The organism is Actinoplanes sp. NBC_00393 (assembly GCF_036053395.1).
GTDB lineage: Bacteria > Actinomycetota > Actinomycetes > Mycobacteriales > Micromonosporaceae > Actinoplanes.
In genome coordinates this window covers 6,156,384-6,171,654 of the sequence record NZ_CP107942.1, presented here as the reverse complement: position 1 = coordinate 6,171,654, position 15,271 = coordinate 6,156,384, and the positions used below count along the sequence as shown (strand labels likewise).

At 70.3% G+C, this 15,271-nt stretch carries 17 protein-coding genes; 14 read left to right on the top strand and 3 right to left on the bottom strand.

The features are described 5' to 3' along the window. Nucleotides 1-186: 186 nt before the first annotated feature. The 10 genes from OHA21_RS28745 to OHA21_RS28700 all read left to right on the top strand — a co-directional run bounded on the left by OHA21_RS28745 (nt 187) and on the right by OHA21_RS28700 (nt 9,805). The gene (locus OHA21_RS28745) at nt 187-651 is read left to right on the top strand and encodes a hypothetical protein (RefSeq protein ID WP_328460046.1); all 465 of its coding nucleotides are present in this window, start codon (nt 187-189) and stop codon (nt 649-651) included. Nucleotides 652-1,155: 504 nt separating this feature from the next. After that, the gene (locus tag OHA21_RS28740) at nt 1,156-1,314 is read left to right on the top strand and encodes a hypothetical protein (RefSeq protein ID WP_328460044.1); all 159 of its coding nucleotides are present in this window, start codon (nt 1,156-1,158) and stop codon (nt 1,312-1,314) included. A gap of 86 nt (nt 1,315-1,400) precedes the next feature. Next, nucleotides 1,401-2,165: a hypothetical protein gene (locus tag OHA21_RS28735; RefSeq protein ID WP_328460042.1), complete on the top strand. Its 765-nt coding sequence runs from the start codon at nt 1,401-1,403 to the stop codon at nt 2,163-2,165. Nucleotides 2,166-2,244: 79 nt separating this feature from the next. Next, complete coding sequence (locus OHA21_RS28730) at nt 2,245-2,694, top strand: DUF948 domain-containing protein (RefSeq protein ID WP_328460040.1); 450 nt, start codon at nt 2,245-2,247, stop codon at nt 2,692-2,694. A gap of 20 nt (nt 2,695-2,714) precedes the next feature. Continuing rightward, nucleotides 2,715-3,005 carry a hypothetical protein gene (locus OHA21_RS28725; protein WP_328460038.1) on the top strand — a complete coding sequence of 97 codons (291 nt, stop codon included), beginning with the start codon at nt 2,715-2,717 and terminating at the stop codon, nt 3,003-3,005. Continuing rightward, nucleotides 3,002-5,683: an alanine--tRNA ligase gene (alaS, locus tag OHA21_RS28720; protein ID WP_328460036.1), complete on the top strand. Its 2,682-nt coding sequence runs from the start codon at nt 3,002-3,004 to the stop codon at nt 5,681-5,683. The genes OHA21_RS28725 and alaS overlap by 4 nt, the downstream gene beginning before the upstream one ends. Nucleotides 5,684-5,814: 131 nt before the next feature. Continuing rightward, nucleotides 5,815-6,276 (top strand): Holliday junction resolvase RuvX, encoded by a 462-nt coding sequence (gene ruvX, locus OHA21_RS28715; protein ID WP_328460034.1) that lies wholly within the window; start codon nt 5,815-5,817, stop codon nt 6,274-6,276. Then, entirely contained in the window at nt 6,277-7,443 is a 1,167-nt protein-coding gene (gene mltG / locus OHA21_RS28710) for an endolytic transglycosylase MltG (RefSeq protein WP_328460032.1), read from the top strand. A gap of 267 nt (nt 7,444-7,710) precedes the next feature. Beyond that, nucleotides 7,711-8,886: an endolytic transglycosylase MltG gene (mltG, locus tag OHA21_RS28705; RefSeq protein WP_328460030.1), complete on the top strand. Its 1,176-nt coding sequence runs from the start codon at nt 7,711-7,713 to the stop codon at nt 8,884-8,886. Nucleotides 8,887-8,923: 37 nt separating this feature from the next. Beyond that, a complete protein-coding gene (locus tag OHA21_RS28700; RefSeq protein ID WP_328460028.1) occupies nt 8,924-9,805 on the top strand; it encodes a shikimate dehydrogenase in 882 nt (293 codons plus the stop codon). Between the two features lie 46 nt (nt 9,806-9,851). On the opposite strand, the gene OHA21_RS28695 is transcribed toward OHA21_RS28700, so the two are convergent. Continuing rightward, the gene (locus OHA21_RS28695) at nt 9,852-10,346 is read right to left on the bottom strand and encodes a nuclear transport factor 2 family protein (RefSeq protein WP_328460026.1); all 495 of its coding nucleotides are present in this window, start codon (nt 10,344-10,346) and stop codon (nt 9,852-9,854) included. A gap of 52 nt (nt 10,347-10,398) precedes the next feature. On the opposite strand from OHA21_RS28695, the gene OHA21_RS28690 reads away from it, so the two are divergent. From OHA21_RS28690 to OHA21_RS28675, 4 genes are all read left to right on the top strand, one after another. Then, nucleotides 10,399-10,908: a winged helix-turn-helix transcriptional regulator gene (locus OHA21_RS28690; RefSeq protein WP_328460024.1), complete on the top strand. Its 510-nt coding sequence runs from the start codon at nt 10,399-10,401 to the stop codon at nt 10,906-10,908. A gap of 48 nt (nt 10,909-10,956) precedes the next feature. Next, entirely contained in the window at nt 10,957-12,135 is a 1,179-nt protein-coding gene (aroC, locus tag OHA21_RS28685) for a chorismate synthase (RefSeq protein ID WP_328460022.1), read from the top strand. After that, the gene (locus tag OHA21_RS28680) at nt 12,135-12,644 is read left to right on the top strand and encodes a shikimate kinase (protein WP_328460020.1); all 510 of its coding nucleotides are present in this window, start codon (nt 12,135-12,137) and stop codon (nt 12,642-12,644) included. Before aroC ends, OHA21_RS28680 begins: the two co-directional genes overlap by 1 nt. 127 nt (nt 12,645-12,771) lie before the next feature. Beyond that, nucleotides 12,772-14,337 carry a GntP family permease gene (locus OHA21_RS28675; RefSeq protein WP_328460018.1) on the top strand — a complete coding sequence of 522 codons (1,566 nt, stop codon included), beginning with the start codon at nt 12,772-12,774 and terminating at the stop codon, nt 14,335-14,337. Between the two features lie 45 nt (nt 14,338-14,382). Here OHA21_RS28675 and OHA21_RS28670 read toward each other — a convergent pair whose 3' ends face one another. Continuing rightward, the gene (locus OHA21_RS28670) at nt 14,383-14,511 is read right to left on the bottom strand and encodes a MetS family NSS transporter small subunit (RefSeq protein WP_328460016.1); all 129 of its coding nucleotides are present in this window, start codon (nt 14,509-14,511) and stop codon (nt 14,383-14,385) included. Between the two features lies 1 nt (nt 14,512). Continuing rightward, nucleotides 14,513-15,229 (bottom strand): hypothetical protein, encoded by a 717-nt coding sequence (locus OHA21_RS28665; protein WP_328478587.1) that lies wholly within the window; start codon nt 15,227-15,229, stop codon nt 14,513-14,515. Nucleotides 15,230-15,271: the final 42 nt, after the last annotated feature.

The window sequence follows — 15,271 nt, the reverse complement described above, 5'->3', positions numbered from 1 at the left end:
GTGTTCCTGGACCGCGACGGATCGGGCCCGGTGACGGGCGGCCGGTTCGGGCTGCGGCTGCGGTTGTTCCGCCGGTGGTTCCGGGTCGACAGGGCGCGCGTACTCCTGCAGTGCCTGGGCGTGCCGGGGCGATGGCTGACAGCACTTCCGGTGTGATCCAGCGGCCCGGTACCGGCCGGGTGCCGCGTGGCGCCGGTGTTCCGCCGCAGGCCGGCCAGGAACGTGGCGTTGCGGTGCCCGGACAGCCAGGCCCGGGTCGGCGGCCGGTTCGGCCGGAAGGCCAGCCTGCGGAGCCGTTCGCGGATGCCGGACCGCAGGGCGAAGGCCGGCCGGACGGCTTCGGGCAACCGCCGCGCGGTGGTGGCGAGGCGGGCCAGCGGCGCGAGGCAGGCGTGGCCCGTGCGGGTGCCGCAGTGCCGGGACGGGCCGGGGCCGGTCCGGATGCTGACCAGACGATGGGCGGCGCTGGACCAGGTCGCGGGCAGGCTGATCGTGGGCAGGCCGGTCGCGGGCAGGCTGATCGTGGGCAGGCTGGTCGCGGGCAGGCTGGTCGCGGACAGGCGGGTCGCGGCCAGGCTGGTTCGGGGCGCCCGGTATCCGGTGCGCCGGGACGCGCCATGGACGGCCCGGGCGAAGGCCCGTCATCGGTGATTCGTGGAGGCGCGGCGGTTCCGGGTCAAGCTGGTCCGGGTCGCGGCCGGCCGGGACCGGAGACGATGGGCCCGGATGGGCCCGGACGTGCGGCCTCCGGCCCGGTGAGGGCCGGCGCTGCGGTGCCTGGTCCGAACGGACCGATGCCCGGCATGGGTCCGCAGGATGGTCCGGACGGCGGCCTTGGCGCTGGTCGGGATCGTGGTGTGGGGCGTTCGGCGACCGGGGCGGTGCGGGCCGGTGCTGCGGCGCCTGGTCCGGATGGGCCGATGCCGGGTATGGGGCCGCAGGGCGGGCCCGACAGCGGCCCGGTTCGTGGTCGTGGCGCCGGGCGTGTGACGGCTGGTCCCGACGGTGGGCCGGTGCAGGGCATGGGAGCAGGCCCCGCCGGACGTGCGGCTGCAGGCCCCGACGGCGGGCCCGGGCAGGGCATGGGAGCAGGCCCCGCCGGACGTGCGGCTGCGAGCCCCGACGGCGGGCCAGGGCAGGGCAGGAGCGGCGGCCGTGCCTCGATCGACGGCCCCGGTCAAGGGCCGGGCGCTGGACGTGCGGTGGTTGATGGGCCGGGTGCTGGGCGGGCGTCGGTTGATGGGCCGGGTGCTGGGCGGGCGGCCGTTGATGGGTCCGGGGCTGGGCGCGCGGCGGTGGTTTCGGATGGGCTGACCTCCGGGGTGATCGGTGCGGCCGCCGCGCCGGGGCGGGCTTCGGTTCCGGAAGGCGGGCCGTCGCGGGCGATCGGTGCTGGGCGGGTGGCTCCGGTTTTGCCGGCCGGGGGGCTGGGGAGTGACGAGCCGGGCGCCGAGTTGGGCGAGGGCGGTGCTCCGGGCGTACCCCGAGGGGTTGATGACCGCGGGCTGCGCGGTGCCGGCGCCGAACTGCGGCAGCGGATGCGTACCGAGCGGCAGTTGCGGCAGATCACGCTGATGTCGCTGGCCGCGCTGGTGCTGCTGGTGTTCCCGGCGTTCTTCGGGATCCGGGCGATGACCAGCGACCCCGTCTTCTCGTCGCTGGATGATCTCGAGGTGCCGTCCTGGGCCGCCACGAAGGTGGAGGATCAGGGGTACGGCAGCCTCTGGTGTTTCCTGGACTGCCGGTTCCGGGAGCGGATCGCCGAGTCGGATCAGCCGTTCAAGGAGACGTCGGCTGCCTACAGCGCCGCGCTGACCAAGGCCGGCTGGACGCAGTGGAAGGTCGCCGAGTGCCCGGACACGCCGGTCAACCCGGAGGAGAGCGCCTACAGCTGTTGGCGGCGTGACGAGTTCACTCTGGATCTCTCGGTGGGTCTGCCGGGCTGTGCGGTCACCGCTGATGCGATTCCGCCGGCCGGCACCGAGGAGGCCACCGCGGGTGCGGTGAAGGAGTGCGTCGGCTCGACCGTGAACATCAAGGTGCAGAACACGATCTCCGACCAGCGGGGTAAGACGGACCAGGCGCCCGGGCCGCTCGGGGTCACTCCTGACCCCACGTTGGCGCCGGACTCGCCCCTCTTGGGGCCGACACCCCAGGCGTCGTGACGCGCGTGGTGGTCACGGACGGTAGGGTCTGCTAGTTGTCCCGCCGAACCCGTGACCACCCGAAGAGGAGACGCGCTACATGGACGCCGGAGAAATCGCAGGTCTGATCGCGGCGGGCGCCTTCCTGATGCTCGTGCTCGTGCTCGCCGTGCCGATCCTGAAGCTGGGGCGCACCGTGGACGCCGCCACCCGGGCGATCAACGACACGGTGGACCGCACCGGCCCGTTGCTCAGCAACGCGAACGTCACGATCGAGAACGTGAACACCGCTCTGGGCCAGGTTCAGGTCTCTTTGGACGGCGTGAACGTGCAGCTCGCCAAGGTCGACACGATGACCGAGCACGCCCAGAACATCACGGCCAACGTCGCGAACCTGGTCACCGTCGTCTCGGCCGCCGCGGCGAACCCGCTGGTCAAGGTCGCCTCGTTCGGGTACGGCCTGCGCAAGGCCGCCGCCGCCCGCCGCCACGCCGAGGACGAGCGTGAGGTCCGTACCGCTCTCAAGCAGCGCCGCAAGGCCGGTCGCTGAGCCGCAAGGGGAGATCCGTCATGAAACGCCTGCTCTGGCTCGGTGTCGGCCTGGCCGTCGGCGCCATCGTCGTCCGCAAGCTCAACCAGAAGGCCAACGAGTTCACCCCGACGGGGATAGCGACCTCGCTGTCGGAATCCGCTGGCGGGCTCGTCGAATCGCTGCGTAGCTTCGTTGATGACGTCCGCGACGGCATGGCCGAGCGGGAGCAGCAGATCCACGAGGCGTTCGCCGCGGGGGAGCTGTACGAGGACAAGTTCGCCGATCTCCGTGAGGATGCGGGGCCCGGCTCGCAGGAGGGAATTCGATGAAGACGGCGGAAGTCAAGCGGCGCTTCCTGGCGCATTTCGAGGCGAACGGGCACACGGTGGTCCCGAGTGCCCCGCTGCCGGCCATCGACGACCCGAACCTGCTGTTCATCAACGCCGGCATGGTGCAGTTCGTGCCGTTCTTCCTGGGCCAGCAGGCCCCGCCGTACCAGCGGGCGGCGAGTGTGCAGAAGTGCATCCGTACGCCGGACATCGACGAGGTCGGCAAGACCAGCCGGCACGGCACGTTCTTCCAGATGAACGGCAACTTCTCGTTCGGCGACTACTTCAAGGCGGGTGCGATCCCGCTGGCGTGGGAGTTGTCGACGAAGCCGGTCGAGCAGGGTGGTTTCGGGCTGGACCCGGAGAAGATCTGGGCGACCGTCTATCTGGACGACGACGAGGCCATCGAGATCTGGAAGCAGACCGGGCTGCCGGCCGAGCGGATCGTGCGCCGCGGCAAGAAGGACAACTTCTGGTCGATGGGCATCCCCGGCCCGGCGGGCCCGTGTTCGGAGCTCTACTACGACCGCGGCCCGGAGTACGGGCAGCAGGGCGGTCCGGAGGTCGACGAGGACCGGTACCTGGAGTTCTGGAACCTGGTCTTCATGCAGCACGAGATCACCGACGTGAAGTCCAAGGAGGAGTTCCGGATCGTCGGTGACCTGCCGAAGCAGAACATCGACACCGGCATGGGTCTGGAGCGGATCGCGTCGATCCTGCAGGGCGTCGACAATCTGTACGAGATCGACGAGGTCCGGCCGATCCTGGCCCGGGCCGCGGAGATGACCGGCAAGCAGTACGGCGTGCACTCCGGGCATGCGGCGAACCAGTCGCACCCGGACGACGTACGCCTGCGGGTGATCGCCGACCACGTGCGGACCGCCCTGATGCTGATCGGCGACGGCGTGGTGCCTTCGAATGAGGGCCGGGGTTACGTGCTGCGCCGGATCATGCGCCGCGCGATCCGGGCGATCCGCCTGCTCGGCTGGCAGGAGCCGGCGCTGCCGATCCTGCTGCCGATCGCGCGCGACTGCATGTCGCCGTCCTACCCCGAGCTGGAGAAGGAGTTCGGCCGGATCTCCACGTACGCGTACGCGGAGGAGGACGCGTTCCTGTCCACGCTGCGCGCGGGCACCACGATCCTGGACACCGCGATCAGCGAGACCAAGTCGTCCGGTGGCAAGCAGCTCGCCGGTGACAAGGCGTTCCAGCTGCACGACACCTACGGGTTCCCGATCGACCTGACCCTGGAGATCGCGCAGGAGCAGGGCCTGCAGGTCGACCAGGACGGTTTCCGCCGGCTGATGGCGGACCAGCGGGCCCGGGCGAAGGCGGACGCGGCGGCGCGCAAGACGGGTCACGCGGACCTGAGCGCCTATCGCAGCGCGCTGGACGCGGGCGGACCGGTCGAGTTCACCGGCTATCAGGAAGTCTCGCGCGAGTCGCGGGTCCGGGCGCTGATCGGCTCCGCCGGGAGCGTCGAGGTGGCGGGCGAGGGTGACTTCGTCGAGCTGGTGCTCGACACCACCCCGTTCTACGCCGAGGGTGGTGGCCAGCAGTCCGACACCGGTCTGATCAACGTGGGCGGCGGCCGGGTCGAGGTCGTCGACGTGCAGCAGCCGATCCCGGGTCTGATCGTGCACAAGGCGCGGGTCGTCCGCGGTGAGGTGCGGACCGGCGAGACCGGCTTCGCGGAGATCGACATCGACCGGCGCAAGGCGATCTCCCGTTCGCACACCGCGACCCACCTGGTGCATCAGACGATGCGTAACTTCCTCGGCGAGTCGGCGACCCAGGCGGGTTCGCTGAATGCGCCGGGCCGGCTGCGGTTCGACTTCCACACGCCGGGCGCGGTCAACCCGTCGGTGCTGTTCGACGTCGAGCAGCAGATCAACGAGGTGCTGCTGCGTGACCTCGAGGTGCACGCGTTCATCACCTCGCAGGACGAGGCGCGCCGGCTGGGCGCGATGGCGCTGTTCGGCGAGAAGTACGGCGACGAGGTCCGGGTCGTCGAGGTCGGCGACTACGCGCGTGAGCTCTGCGGTGGTACCCACGTGGCCCGCTCGGGTCAGCTCGGCCTGGTGAAGATCCTCAACGAGGCGTCGATCGGTTCCGGCGTCCGCCGGGTCGAGGCGCTGGTGGGTCTGGACGCGTTCGGCTTCCTGGCGAAGGAGCACCTGCTGGTGTCCCGGCTCGCCGAGCTGTTCCGGGTGCCCGGCGACCAGGTCGCCGACCGGGTCGAGCAGACCGTGACGGCGCTGCGCGACGCGGAGAAGGAGCTGGAGAAGCTGCGGGCGCAGATGGTGCTCGGCGGCGCGGGCGCGCTCGCGGATCAGGCGAAGGATCTGCGCGGGGTGGCGTACGTGGGGACCGAGGCGCCGGAGGGCGCGGCGGGCAACGACGTGCGTACGCTCGCGCAGGAGATCCGCGGCAAGATCGACCCGGCCCGCCCGGCGGTGGTCGCGGTGGTCTCCCGTGCCAACGGCAAGGCGTCGCTGATCGTGGCGCTCAACGCCGCGGCGAAGAGCCGGGGCCTGTCCGCGGCGGACCTGGTCAAGGGCGCGCTGTCCGGCCGGGGCGGTGGCAACGCCGACCTGGCGCAGGGCGGCGGCGTGCCGGCGGCCGAGGCGCCGCGTCTGCTGGCCGCGGTCGAGCAGGCGGTCGGGGACGCCGCCTGACGGTTGAGCTACGCATCGGGCCCGCTACGTTGAGTAGCGGGCTCGATGTATTTGAGCAGGCAGTGATGATTCGTGAGTCCGATTCGACTACTCTTCGCGTCGGATCTTGAAGTGGGTAGGAGGCGCGTGGCGTGACGGAGCCATTCACTCGAGGGGTGCGCCTCGGTGTGGACGTGGGACAGGTGCGGGTCGGGGTCGCGAAATGCGACCCGGACGGCATTCTGGCCAGTCCGGTGGCGACCGTGCCACGCGATCGGGAGACCGGTCCGGACGGCACCCCGAAGGACATGGCCGAGCTGGCCCGGCTGGCCGCCGAGTTCGAGGCGGTCGAGATCGTGGTCGGGCTTCCGGTGGATCTCAGCGGGCGCGAGGGGGTGGCGGCCGGCCACATCCGGGCGTACGTGCAGCGCCTCACCGAGGTGCTCGCGCCGCTGCCGGTCGTGCTCTCCGACGAGCGCATGTCCACCGTGGTCGCCACCCGCCGGTTGTCCGAACGTGGCGTGCGGGGAAAGCGCCAACGTGCCGTCGTCGACCAGGCAGCCGCCGTCGAGATCCTGCAGGGCTGGCTGAATGCGCGGCGAAGGCGGGAGTAGTTGAGCGACGAGGTTGGTTTCGCGTTCGAGGGCGTGGACCGCGCCCGATGGCGACATCGCCGGCCCGAGGGGCCCGCGCGGGGAATCGTCGCGGTCCTGACGGTGCTGGCGATCGTCGGGGTGCTCGGCGGCGGCCTCTGGTACGGCGGGACCAAGCTCTTCTCCGCGGCGGATTACGCCGGTCCGGGTGACGGTGAGGTCGTCGTCGAGGTCAAGGACGGTGACACCGCGACCGATATCGCCGGCTCCCTGGTGCAGGCCGGCGTGGTGAAGAGCGCCGCTGCCTTCGTCGACGCCGCTGAGGACAATTCCGACAGTAAGAATATTCAAGTCGGATCGTACATCCTGCGTAAGCAGATGAAGGCCGCCGATGCGCTGCTCATGCTGCTGGATCTGAAGAACCGCAACATCAGCAAGGTCACGCTCCCCGAGGGCATCACCCACCTCCAGGCCTACGACCGGCTCGCCGAGGCGACCGGCATTCCGGTCGCCGAGTTCAAGAAGGCCGGCAAGGACCCGCAGAAGCTCGGCGTGCCGGCGCTCTGGTTCAAGCGCACCGACGGCAAGAAGGTCGACAAGGCGAACATCGAGGGCTTCCTGTACCCGGCGACGTACGAGTTCGCCAGGGATGCCACCGCGACCGATGTGCTCAAAGTGATCGTCAAGAACTTCAACGCCGAGATGGCCGAGCTCAAGTTCGCCGCGACGGTCACCGCCGAACTCAACATCTCGCCGTACGAAGCCCTGGTGGCGGCCTCGATCGCGCAGGTCGAGGCGCTGCTGGCCAAGGACATGGCACCGGTGGCGCGGGTGCTCTACAACCGCGCCTATACCGGCAATTTCCCCTGCGGGTGCCTGCAGTTGGACAGTACGGTCAACTACTGGCTGCGGATCAACGGCAAGGAGGCGAAGTCCTCCGAAAAACTGCTCACCACGGAAATGCACGATCCGGACAATCCATATCGTTACAACGCCAAAGGGATGACGATCGGTCCGATCAGCAATCCTGGCGAAGTGGCGCTCAAGGGCGCGATGAGCCCGCCGAAGAGCAAGTTCTACTTCTTCGTCACGGTTGATCAGAAGGGCGCCATGGCGTACGGCGAGACCTATGCCGACCATGAGCGGAACATTCAGGAAGCGTGCAAGAACGGCATTCCGATCTGCTGACGCGTTTCGTACGTATCCCGGATGCGTTGAGCAGAATGCGCAGCGACACAGAGTCACCGGTGAATGATCACACGGTGCCAGGGGTGGGCGACGGGCCATTGATGTGGGTATGGTGCGCGTCAGTGCCGGGTCTCGGCTCGGCGAACGGGGAGGGCGGCGGCCGGTGGTCACTGCCTGTAGGGGTGGAGTGACGACGGCGGCCGTCGGTGCGGTGACCGCGATGAAGATCCTGCGGAGCCGGCTGGACGGGCAGCGGAGGCAGACGACATGATCGACGAGCTGGACGTGGCGTTCGACGAGGACGCCGAGCGCGGCAACGTGCGACGCCACCGGGCGAAGAAGGGCGGTGGCCGCTCGGCGGTCGCGTTCGCGCTGACCTTCGTGATGCTGGCCGTCCTGGGCGGCGGGGTCTACTTCGGCTACACCAAGGTCCGTGGCTTCTTCGTCGCCGCCGACTACGACGGTCCCGGCACCGAGGCGGTCCAGGTCACCGTGGCGAAGAACGCGTCGCTGACCGAGATCGGCAACGAGCTGGTCAAGACCGACGTCGTGAAGAGCACGAAGGCCTTCACCGAGGCGGCCGAGGAAGAGCCACGCAGCAAGAACATCCAGTCCGGGACGTACAACCTGCGCAAGCAGATGACGGCCAAGGACGCGGTGACCCTGCTGCTCGACCCGAAGGCACGGGTCAGCAAGGGCGCGACGATCCCCGAGGGCAAGACCGCCAACCAGGTGTACGACATCCTGGCGAAGGCGACCGGGCTGCCGGTGGCCGACTTCAAGGCGGCGGCCAAGGATCCGGAGGCGCTCGGCGTACCGGACTGGTGGTTCAACCGCGGTGACGGTCAGAAGGTCACCAAGTCGATCGAGGGCTTCCTCTTCCCGGACACCTACGAGTTCGATCCGAAGGGGACCGCGGCGGACCACCTCAAGCTGATGGTCGAGCACTTCCTCACCGTCACGCAGGGGATCGAGTTCGCGGAGAAGGCGCAGAGCGACCGCAAGATCAGTCCGTACGAGGTGCTGACGGTGGCGTCGCTGTCGCAGGCCGAGGCGGGTAACGCCGACGACCTCGGCAAGGTGGCCCGGGTCGCGTACAACCGGCTCTACGGCGAGGACTTCCACTGCAAGTGCCTGGAGTTCGACGTCGGGATCAACTACTACTACCAGCTCACCGGCAAGGCGACGAAGCCGTCGAGCAAGATGACCGCCGCTGAGCTGCGGGACCCGAAGAACCCGTACCGGCTGCACGGCAAGGACGGTCTTCCGCCCACCCCGATCAACAACCCGGGCGAGGCCGCGCTCAAGGGCGCGCTGGATCCGCCGAAGGGCGACTGGGTGTTCTTCGTGGCGATCGACAAGCAGGGTCACTCGGCCTTCACCAAGGACTACAACGAGCACCTCAAGAACATCGAGAAGGCGAAGGCGAACGGCGTACTGTGACGGCGGGCCGGCTGCGCGCGCCCCGTAGAGTGGGCGCGTGCAGAGCCAAGACGAGACCCCGTCCAGTGGCCGCAAGGCTGCGGTGTGCGGTAAGCCGATAGCCCACTCGCTCTCCCCGGTGATCCACAATGCCGGGTTCGCCGCGAGCGGGCTCACCGGCTGGACGTACGAGGCGATCGAGTGCGCCGAGTCCGAGCTGCCCGACGTGGTGGCCGGCCTGGGCCCGGAGTGGGCCGGCCTGTCGCTCACCATGCCGCTCAAGGAAGCCGCGCTGCGGCTCGCCGACGTCGCGACGCCGGTGGCGATCGCGGCCGGTGTGGCGAACACTCTGGTACGCCAACCCGACGGTGCCTGGCACGCCGACAACACCGACATCGGTGGCATGGTCCGCGTGCTGCGGGAGGCCGGGATCGGCCTGAGCCGTGGCCGGCACGCGGTCAAGGAGGCGCCCCCGCGGATCACCGTGCTCGGTGGCGGTGGCACCGCGCGGGCCGCCCTGGCCGCCGCTGCCGAGCTGGGCGCCGAGACGGTCACCGTGGTCACCCGCCGCCCCGAGGCCCGTGCCGAGCTGGAGCCGGTCGCGGTCGCGCTCGGCGTCGCGCTGGAGAGCATGCCCTGGACCGACGCGCTCGGTGCCTTCGAGGTCGACGCGGTCGTCTCCACGGTGCCGAAAGGCGCCGCCGACGACCTCGCCGACCAGGTGAAATGGCGGCCCGGCAGCGTCTTCTTCGACGCCCTCTACAGCCCGTGGCCGACGCCGCTGGCCGCCACCGCCATCGCGCAGGACGTGCCGGTCCTCTCCGGGCTGGATCTGCTGCTGGCCCAGGCGCTGAGCCAGTTCGAGCAGTTCACCGGGATCACGCCGGCGCCCGAGGAGGCCATGCGGGCCGCCCTGGACGAGGCCGTCCGAGCACGCTGACCCAGCGGCGGCCGGGTCAACGCGGCGCGGGCACGAGGCGGCGGGGTCAGCGTGGTGCGGCGCGGGGCATGAAGCGGCGCTCGCCGGTGTCGGCCATCGAGTGCAGCATGCCGGCGGTCAGCGGGATGACCCGGGCCAGGCCGGGCTGCCCGTTGCGGCGGGCGAGCTCCGGGCCGAGCCGGCTCATCAGTCTGGTGAGCGCGGGCAGCGGCCGGACGTAGAGCGTGATCTCGCTGATCAGCCCGTCGGGGGTCAGGCGCAGGCGCTGTGCCTCGTGAATGCGCGTACCCCCGATGGTGCCCTCGTAGAAGAGCGCGACCGTCGTGCCCTGCGCGACCTGGTCGGTGTAGGTGATCGAGTCGATGGCGCCGAGCGCCACCTCGAGCAGTTGCCCCAGCTGGGCCCGGCCGCGGAACTCGAACTGCTCGGTGATCGGCGAGATGAGCCGGACGTCCTCGGTCAGGGCCGCCACCGCTGCCGCCGCGTCGCGTGCCTCGCCGGCCGCCCGCCATTGATCGACTGCCGCATATGTGAGCGTCATGCCCCGAGACTTCCCGAGTGAGTTCAATAAAGCAACTCTCTAGGATGGGTGGATGCGGCAGACCAGCTTCTCCGGCATGCAGTGCTCCCTCGCCCAGACCCTCGAGGTGATCGGCGACTGGTGGTCACCGCTCGTGCTGCGCGACCTCTACCTCGGCGTGGACCGGTTCGACGACCTCGTCCGCGATCTCGGCATCTCCCGCAACCTGCTGACCGCCCGGCTCGAGTCGCTGGTCGCCGGCGGGGTGGTGCGGCGCGAGCGCTACCAGGAGCGCCCGGCGCGGGACCGCTACCTGCTCACCGAGGCCGGCCAGGAGCTGGTCCCGGTGCTGCTGGCGCTCACCGCCTGGGGCGACCGGTGGGCCACCCCGGAGGGCGGGCCGCCCCTGTTGCTGCGGCACCGCGACTGCGGGCAGCCCTGCACGCCGCGGGTGGACTGCTCGGCGTGCGGGGAACCGCTGCGGGCCGACGACGTGGTGGTGCGGCCCGGGCCGGGCGGCCGGGTCGCGCCCGGCACCATGGTGATCAGCGAGCGGCTGGCAGGTGTCCGGAAGGCGGGATGAGGCCGACCGCATGCCGCCCGGTGTGCGCGCCGTGCCAGACTGTCACCCGTGTTGCGCTGGCTTACCGCAGGTGAATCGCACGGACCGGCGCTCGTCGCGCTGCTGGAGGGTGTTCCCGCCGGGGTGGAGGTGACGAGCGCGGACATCATGCGCGATCTCGTGCGCCGCCGCCTGGGCTACGGGCGCGGCGCCCGGATGAAGTTCGAGCAGGACGAGCTCGAGATCATCGGTGGCATCCGGCACGGGGTGACGCAGGGCAGCCCAGTCGCGCTCCGGGTGGGCAACAGCGAGTGGCCCAAGTGGGAGACGGTGATGGCCGCCGACCCGGTGGCCCCGGAGGTGCTGGCCGCCCAGGCCCGCAACGAGGCGCTCACCCGCCCGCGTCCCGGTCACGCCGACCTGGCCGGCATGCAGAAGTACGGGCACACCGACGCCCGCCCGATCCTGGAGCGCGCCAGCGCCCGGGAGACCGCGGCCCGGGTCGCCATCGGCGTGGTCGCCAAGCAGCTGATCAAGCAGACGCTCGGCATCGACATCGTCTCGCACGTGATCGAGCTGGGCTCGGTCGCCGCGAAGCCGGGCGTGCTGCCGACGCCGGAGGACTTCGACCGGATCGACGCCGACCCGCTGCGCTGCCTCGACCCGGAGGCCAGCGAGCGGATGGTCGCCGAGGTCGACGCCGCGAAGAAGGACGCTGACACGCTCGGCGGCATCGTCGAGGTCCTGGCCTACAACGTGCCGCCCGGTCTCGGTTCGCACGTGCAGTGGGACCGCAAGCTGGACGCCCGGCTCGCCACCGCACTCATGTCGATCCAGTCGGTCAAGGGTGTGGAGATCGGTGACGGCTTCACCCAGGCCCGCTCCCGCGGTTCGGTGGCGCACGACGAGATCGTCCCCACGCCGGACGGCGTCAAGCGGGTCACCGACCGGGCCGGCGGCCTGGAGGGTGGCATCACCAACGGCGAGCCGCTGCGGGTCCGCGCCGCGCTCAAGCCGATCTCCTCGCTGAACCGGGCGCTGCAGACCGTCGACATCGTCACCGGCGAGCCGGCCACCGCGATCAACCAGCGCTCCGACGTCTGCGCGGTCCCGGCCGGCGCCGTGGTCGCCGAGGCGATGGTCGCGCTGGTCCTGGCCGAGGCCGCCACCGAGAAGTTCGGCGGTGACTCGGTCGCCGAGATCCGCCGCAACCTGGCGTCCTACCTCGACGCGCTGGTCATCCGCTGATGGCTCCCGTCGCGGTCGTCGTCGGCGTGATGGGCGCCGGCAAGACCACGATCGGCGCCGCGGTGGCCGAGGCCCTGGGCGTGCCGTTCGCGGACACCGACACGATCATCGAGCAGCGGGCCGGCAAGCCGATCCCGGAGATCTTCGTCGACGACGGCGAGGCGGCCTTCCGCCTGCTGGAGCGCGATGTGGTCGCCTCGTCGCTGCGCGACTTCGGCGGGATCCTGGCTCTGGGCGGCGGCGCGATTCTCGACGACGGTACGCGCAAACTGCTCGCCGACCACACCGTGATCTACCTGTCCGTCGAGCTGACCGACGCGATCAAACGGGTCGGGCTGGGCGCGGGCCGCCCGCTGCTCGCGATCAACCCGCGGGCGACGCTGAAATACCTGCTGGAGCAGCGGCGGCCGCTCTACCTGGAAGTGGCCACGCACACGATCGCCACCGACGGCCGTGAGCCGGACGAGATCGCGGCCGAGGTTTCCGGGTTGCTCCGCACCACCGGGTGATTGACGCTACAGGCCCTGGGGTATAGCGCCGCCAGGCAGCCGACGGCTTCTCCCGTCCTGCGTCGAGGACGGCGATGTGCCTGTCATGGAAGCTGCGCCGCCCTCGACAGAGGACCGAGGAGGCTTCGTGAGCCCATCACCACTCGCCGCGGAGGCCGTCGAACCCGCATATTCGGCCGGGCCGCTCCTACTGATCGCAGCACTCGGCGTGCTGCTGCTGTTATTCCTCATCATCAAGCTCAAGCTGCACGCGTTCGTCGCGCTGATCCTGGTCAGCCTGATCGTCGCGTTGGCCACCCAGGTGCCGCTGGAAGACATCGTCTCGACGTTGACCTCAGGTTTCGGCTCCACGCTGGCCAGCGTCGCGCTCCTGGTCGGCCTCGGGGCGATGCTGGGCCGGCTGATGGAGTTCAGCGGCGGCGCGCAGGTGCTCGCGGACAGCCTGATCCGCCGGTTCGGCGAGAAACGTGCCCCGCTGGCACTGGGCACGGCGGCGCTGCTCTTCGGCTTCCCGATCTTCTTCGACGCCGGGTTCGTGGTCTTCCTGCCCATCGTGTTCACGGTCGCCCGGCGACTCGGTGGCTCGGTCCTGCTGTACGGACTGCCGGTGGCGGGTGCGTTCGCGGTCATGCACGCCTTCGTCCCGCCGCACCCCGGCCCGGTCGCCGCTGCCGAACTGATCGGGGCGGACATCGGCCTGACGCTGGTCTTCGGCCTGATCATCGGCCTGCCGACCTGGGTCCTCGGTGGTTACCTCTTCGGCACCTGGGCCGGCCGCCGGTACAACATCCCGGTCCGTGACGTCTTCGAGTCCGGCGACGAGGCGGGGACGGAGCCGGCCCGCACCACGTCGGCCGGCGCCATCCCGGACGCGGAGGTCGACGAGGCGCAGAAGCAGCCCAGCACCGGCGGGGCCGCCGTCGCGGGCACCGCTCCGGGTATCGCCGCGCCGTCCGGCGGCGACCGCCAGGAGGCCGAGACGGCTACCCGCCGGCCGCTCGGCCCGCCGTCCTTCGGGACGGTGATCGGCATTCTGCTGCTGCCGCTCGTTCTGATCTTCCTGAACACCGGCCTCAGCACGCTGGCGACGGCGGGCACGCTGAACGAGGACTCCACGCTGGTCGGGGCCGCGAAGGTGATCGGATCCACCCCGGTCGCGCTGCTCATCACCGTACTGGTGGCCATGTGGGTGCTGGGCCGGCGCCGCGGCGCCTCGGCGGAGAAGGTGGAGTCGACGGTCAACAGCGCGCTCGGCCCGGTCTGCGCGGTCATCCTGATCACCGGCGCCGGCGGCATGTTCGGTGGCGTGCTGCGCGCCAGCGGCATCGGCGAGGCGCTGGCCGGTGTGTTGGAGGACACCGGCATGCCGGTGATCGTGGCCGCCTTCGTCATCTCGGTGCTGCTGCGTGTCGCCCAGGGCTCCGCGACGGTCGCCCTGACCGCCACCGCCGGCCTGATCGCCCCGGTCGTGGAGGCCACCAACGGTCTCTCCGGTCCGGACCACGCGCTGATCGTCATCGCGATCGCCGCCGGCGCGACCGTGCTCTCGCACGTGAACGACTCGGGTTTCTGGCTCGTCAGCCGGTTCTTCGGGATGGACGAGAAGACCACGCTGAAGACCTGGACCGTGATGGAGACCCTGCTCGGCGTCATCGGCTTCACGCTGGCCCTGGTGCTCAGCCTGATCCTGTAGGCCCGGTGCGGCCGGCCCTGCGTGTCGCGCAGGGCCGGCCTCGTCTCACCGGGACTCGTCCACGTCCGGTGTGGCCAGGCCCGACTTGCGCACGTAGTTGGCGACGGCGAGGGCGAGTGTTCCCCACAGCCCGACAGCTCCGATCAGGAGCATGATGATCGCACCGGTGCTCATGTCAGTCTCCGATCCTCTCCGGTAGCGGCTCGTCGCGGCGGAGCCGTTGCAACACGAAGGCCAGCACCAGGGTGAGCCCGACGGTTCCCCAGCCGAGGACCAGGAGCCCGCTCAACGGATAGTCCTCGTACCTGGTGGTGATCTCGCGGTAGACGTTGACCACCGCGATGATCGACAACAGCACCGGCGTGATCACGGTCAGGGAGATTGTCCACCACCAGCCGACCCGCAGGTAGGAGTCGCGGTTGACGTGCGCCTGCAGCGGGCCGATCTGCCGCGCGATCCAGGCGATCAGGATCACCTCGGCCAGTCCGGCGAAGATCAGGGCGAAGTTGTTCACGAACCGGTCCACCACGTCCAGGTAGTACAACCCGCCGCGGGTCACGTACAGCATGCTGATCAGGGCGGCGATGCCGCACATCCAGTTGACCGCAGCGGTCCGCGAGATCCGGAACTTCTCCCGGACACCGGCGACCGCGCACTCCATGATGGAGACCGCGGACGTCACGCCGGCGAACAGCAGCGAGCCGAAGAAGACCACCCCGAAGAGTGAGTTGAGTGCCGGCATCTCGTTGATGATCTGCGGGAACGCGATGAAGGCGAGGCCGACGCCGCTGGTCACCACCTCGGTCACGCCGGTGCCCTGCTGCGTGGCGAGGAAGCCGAGCACCGAGAACACCCCGAGCGCGGCGAGGAACTCGAACCCGGAGTTCGACATGCCCACGCGCGCCCGGCAGGGTGAGCCCGCGGATCACGATGA

Bases quoted from the DNA above. Each gene is read 5' to 3' on its own strand.
- OHA21_RS28680 (WP_328460020.1), top strand. From the start codon at position 12,135: ATGGCTCCCGTCGCGGTCGTCGTCGGCGTGATGGGCGCCGGCAAGACC.
- OHA21_RS28695 (WP_328460026.1), bottom strand. From the start codon at position 10,346: ATGACGCTCACATATGCGGCAGTCGATCAATGGCGGGCGGCCGGCGAG.
- OHA21_RS28670 (WP_328460016.1), bottom strand. From the start codon at position 14,511: ATGAGCACCGGTGCGATCATCATGCTCCTGATCGGAGCTGTCGGGCTG.
- OHA21_RS28725 (WP_328460038.1), top strand. From the start codon at position 2,715: ATGAAACGCCTGCTCTGGCTCGGTGTCGGCCTGGCCGTCGGCGCCATC.
- alaS (WP_328460036.1), top strand. From the start codon at position 3,002: ATGAAGACGGCGGAAGTCAAGCGGCGCTTCCTGGCGCATTTCGAGGCG.
- OHA21_RS28665 (WP_328478587.1), bottom strand. From the start codon at position 15,229: ATGTCGAACTCCGGGTTCGAGTTCCTCGCCGCGCTCGGGGTGTTCTCG.
- OHA21_RS28730 (WP_328460040.1), top strand. From the start codon at position 2,245: ATGGACGCCGGAGAAATCGCAGGTCTGATCGCGGCGGGCGCCTTCCTG.
- OHA21_RS28690 (WP_328460024.1), top strand. From the start codon at position 10,399: ATGCGGCAGACCAGCTTCTCCGGCATGCAGTGCTCCCTCGCCCAGACC.
- mltG (WP_328460030.1), top strand. From the start codon at position 7,711: ATGATCGACGAGCTGGACGTGGCGTTCGACGAGGACGCCGAGCGCGGC.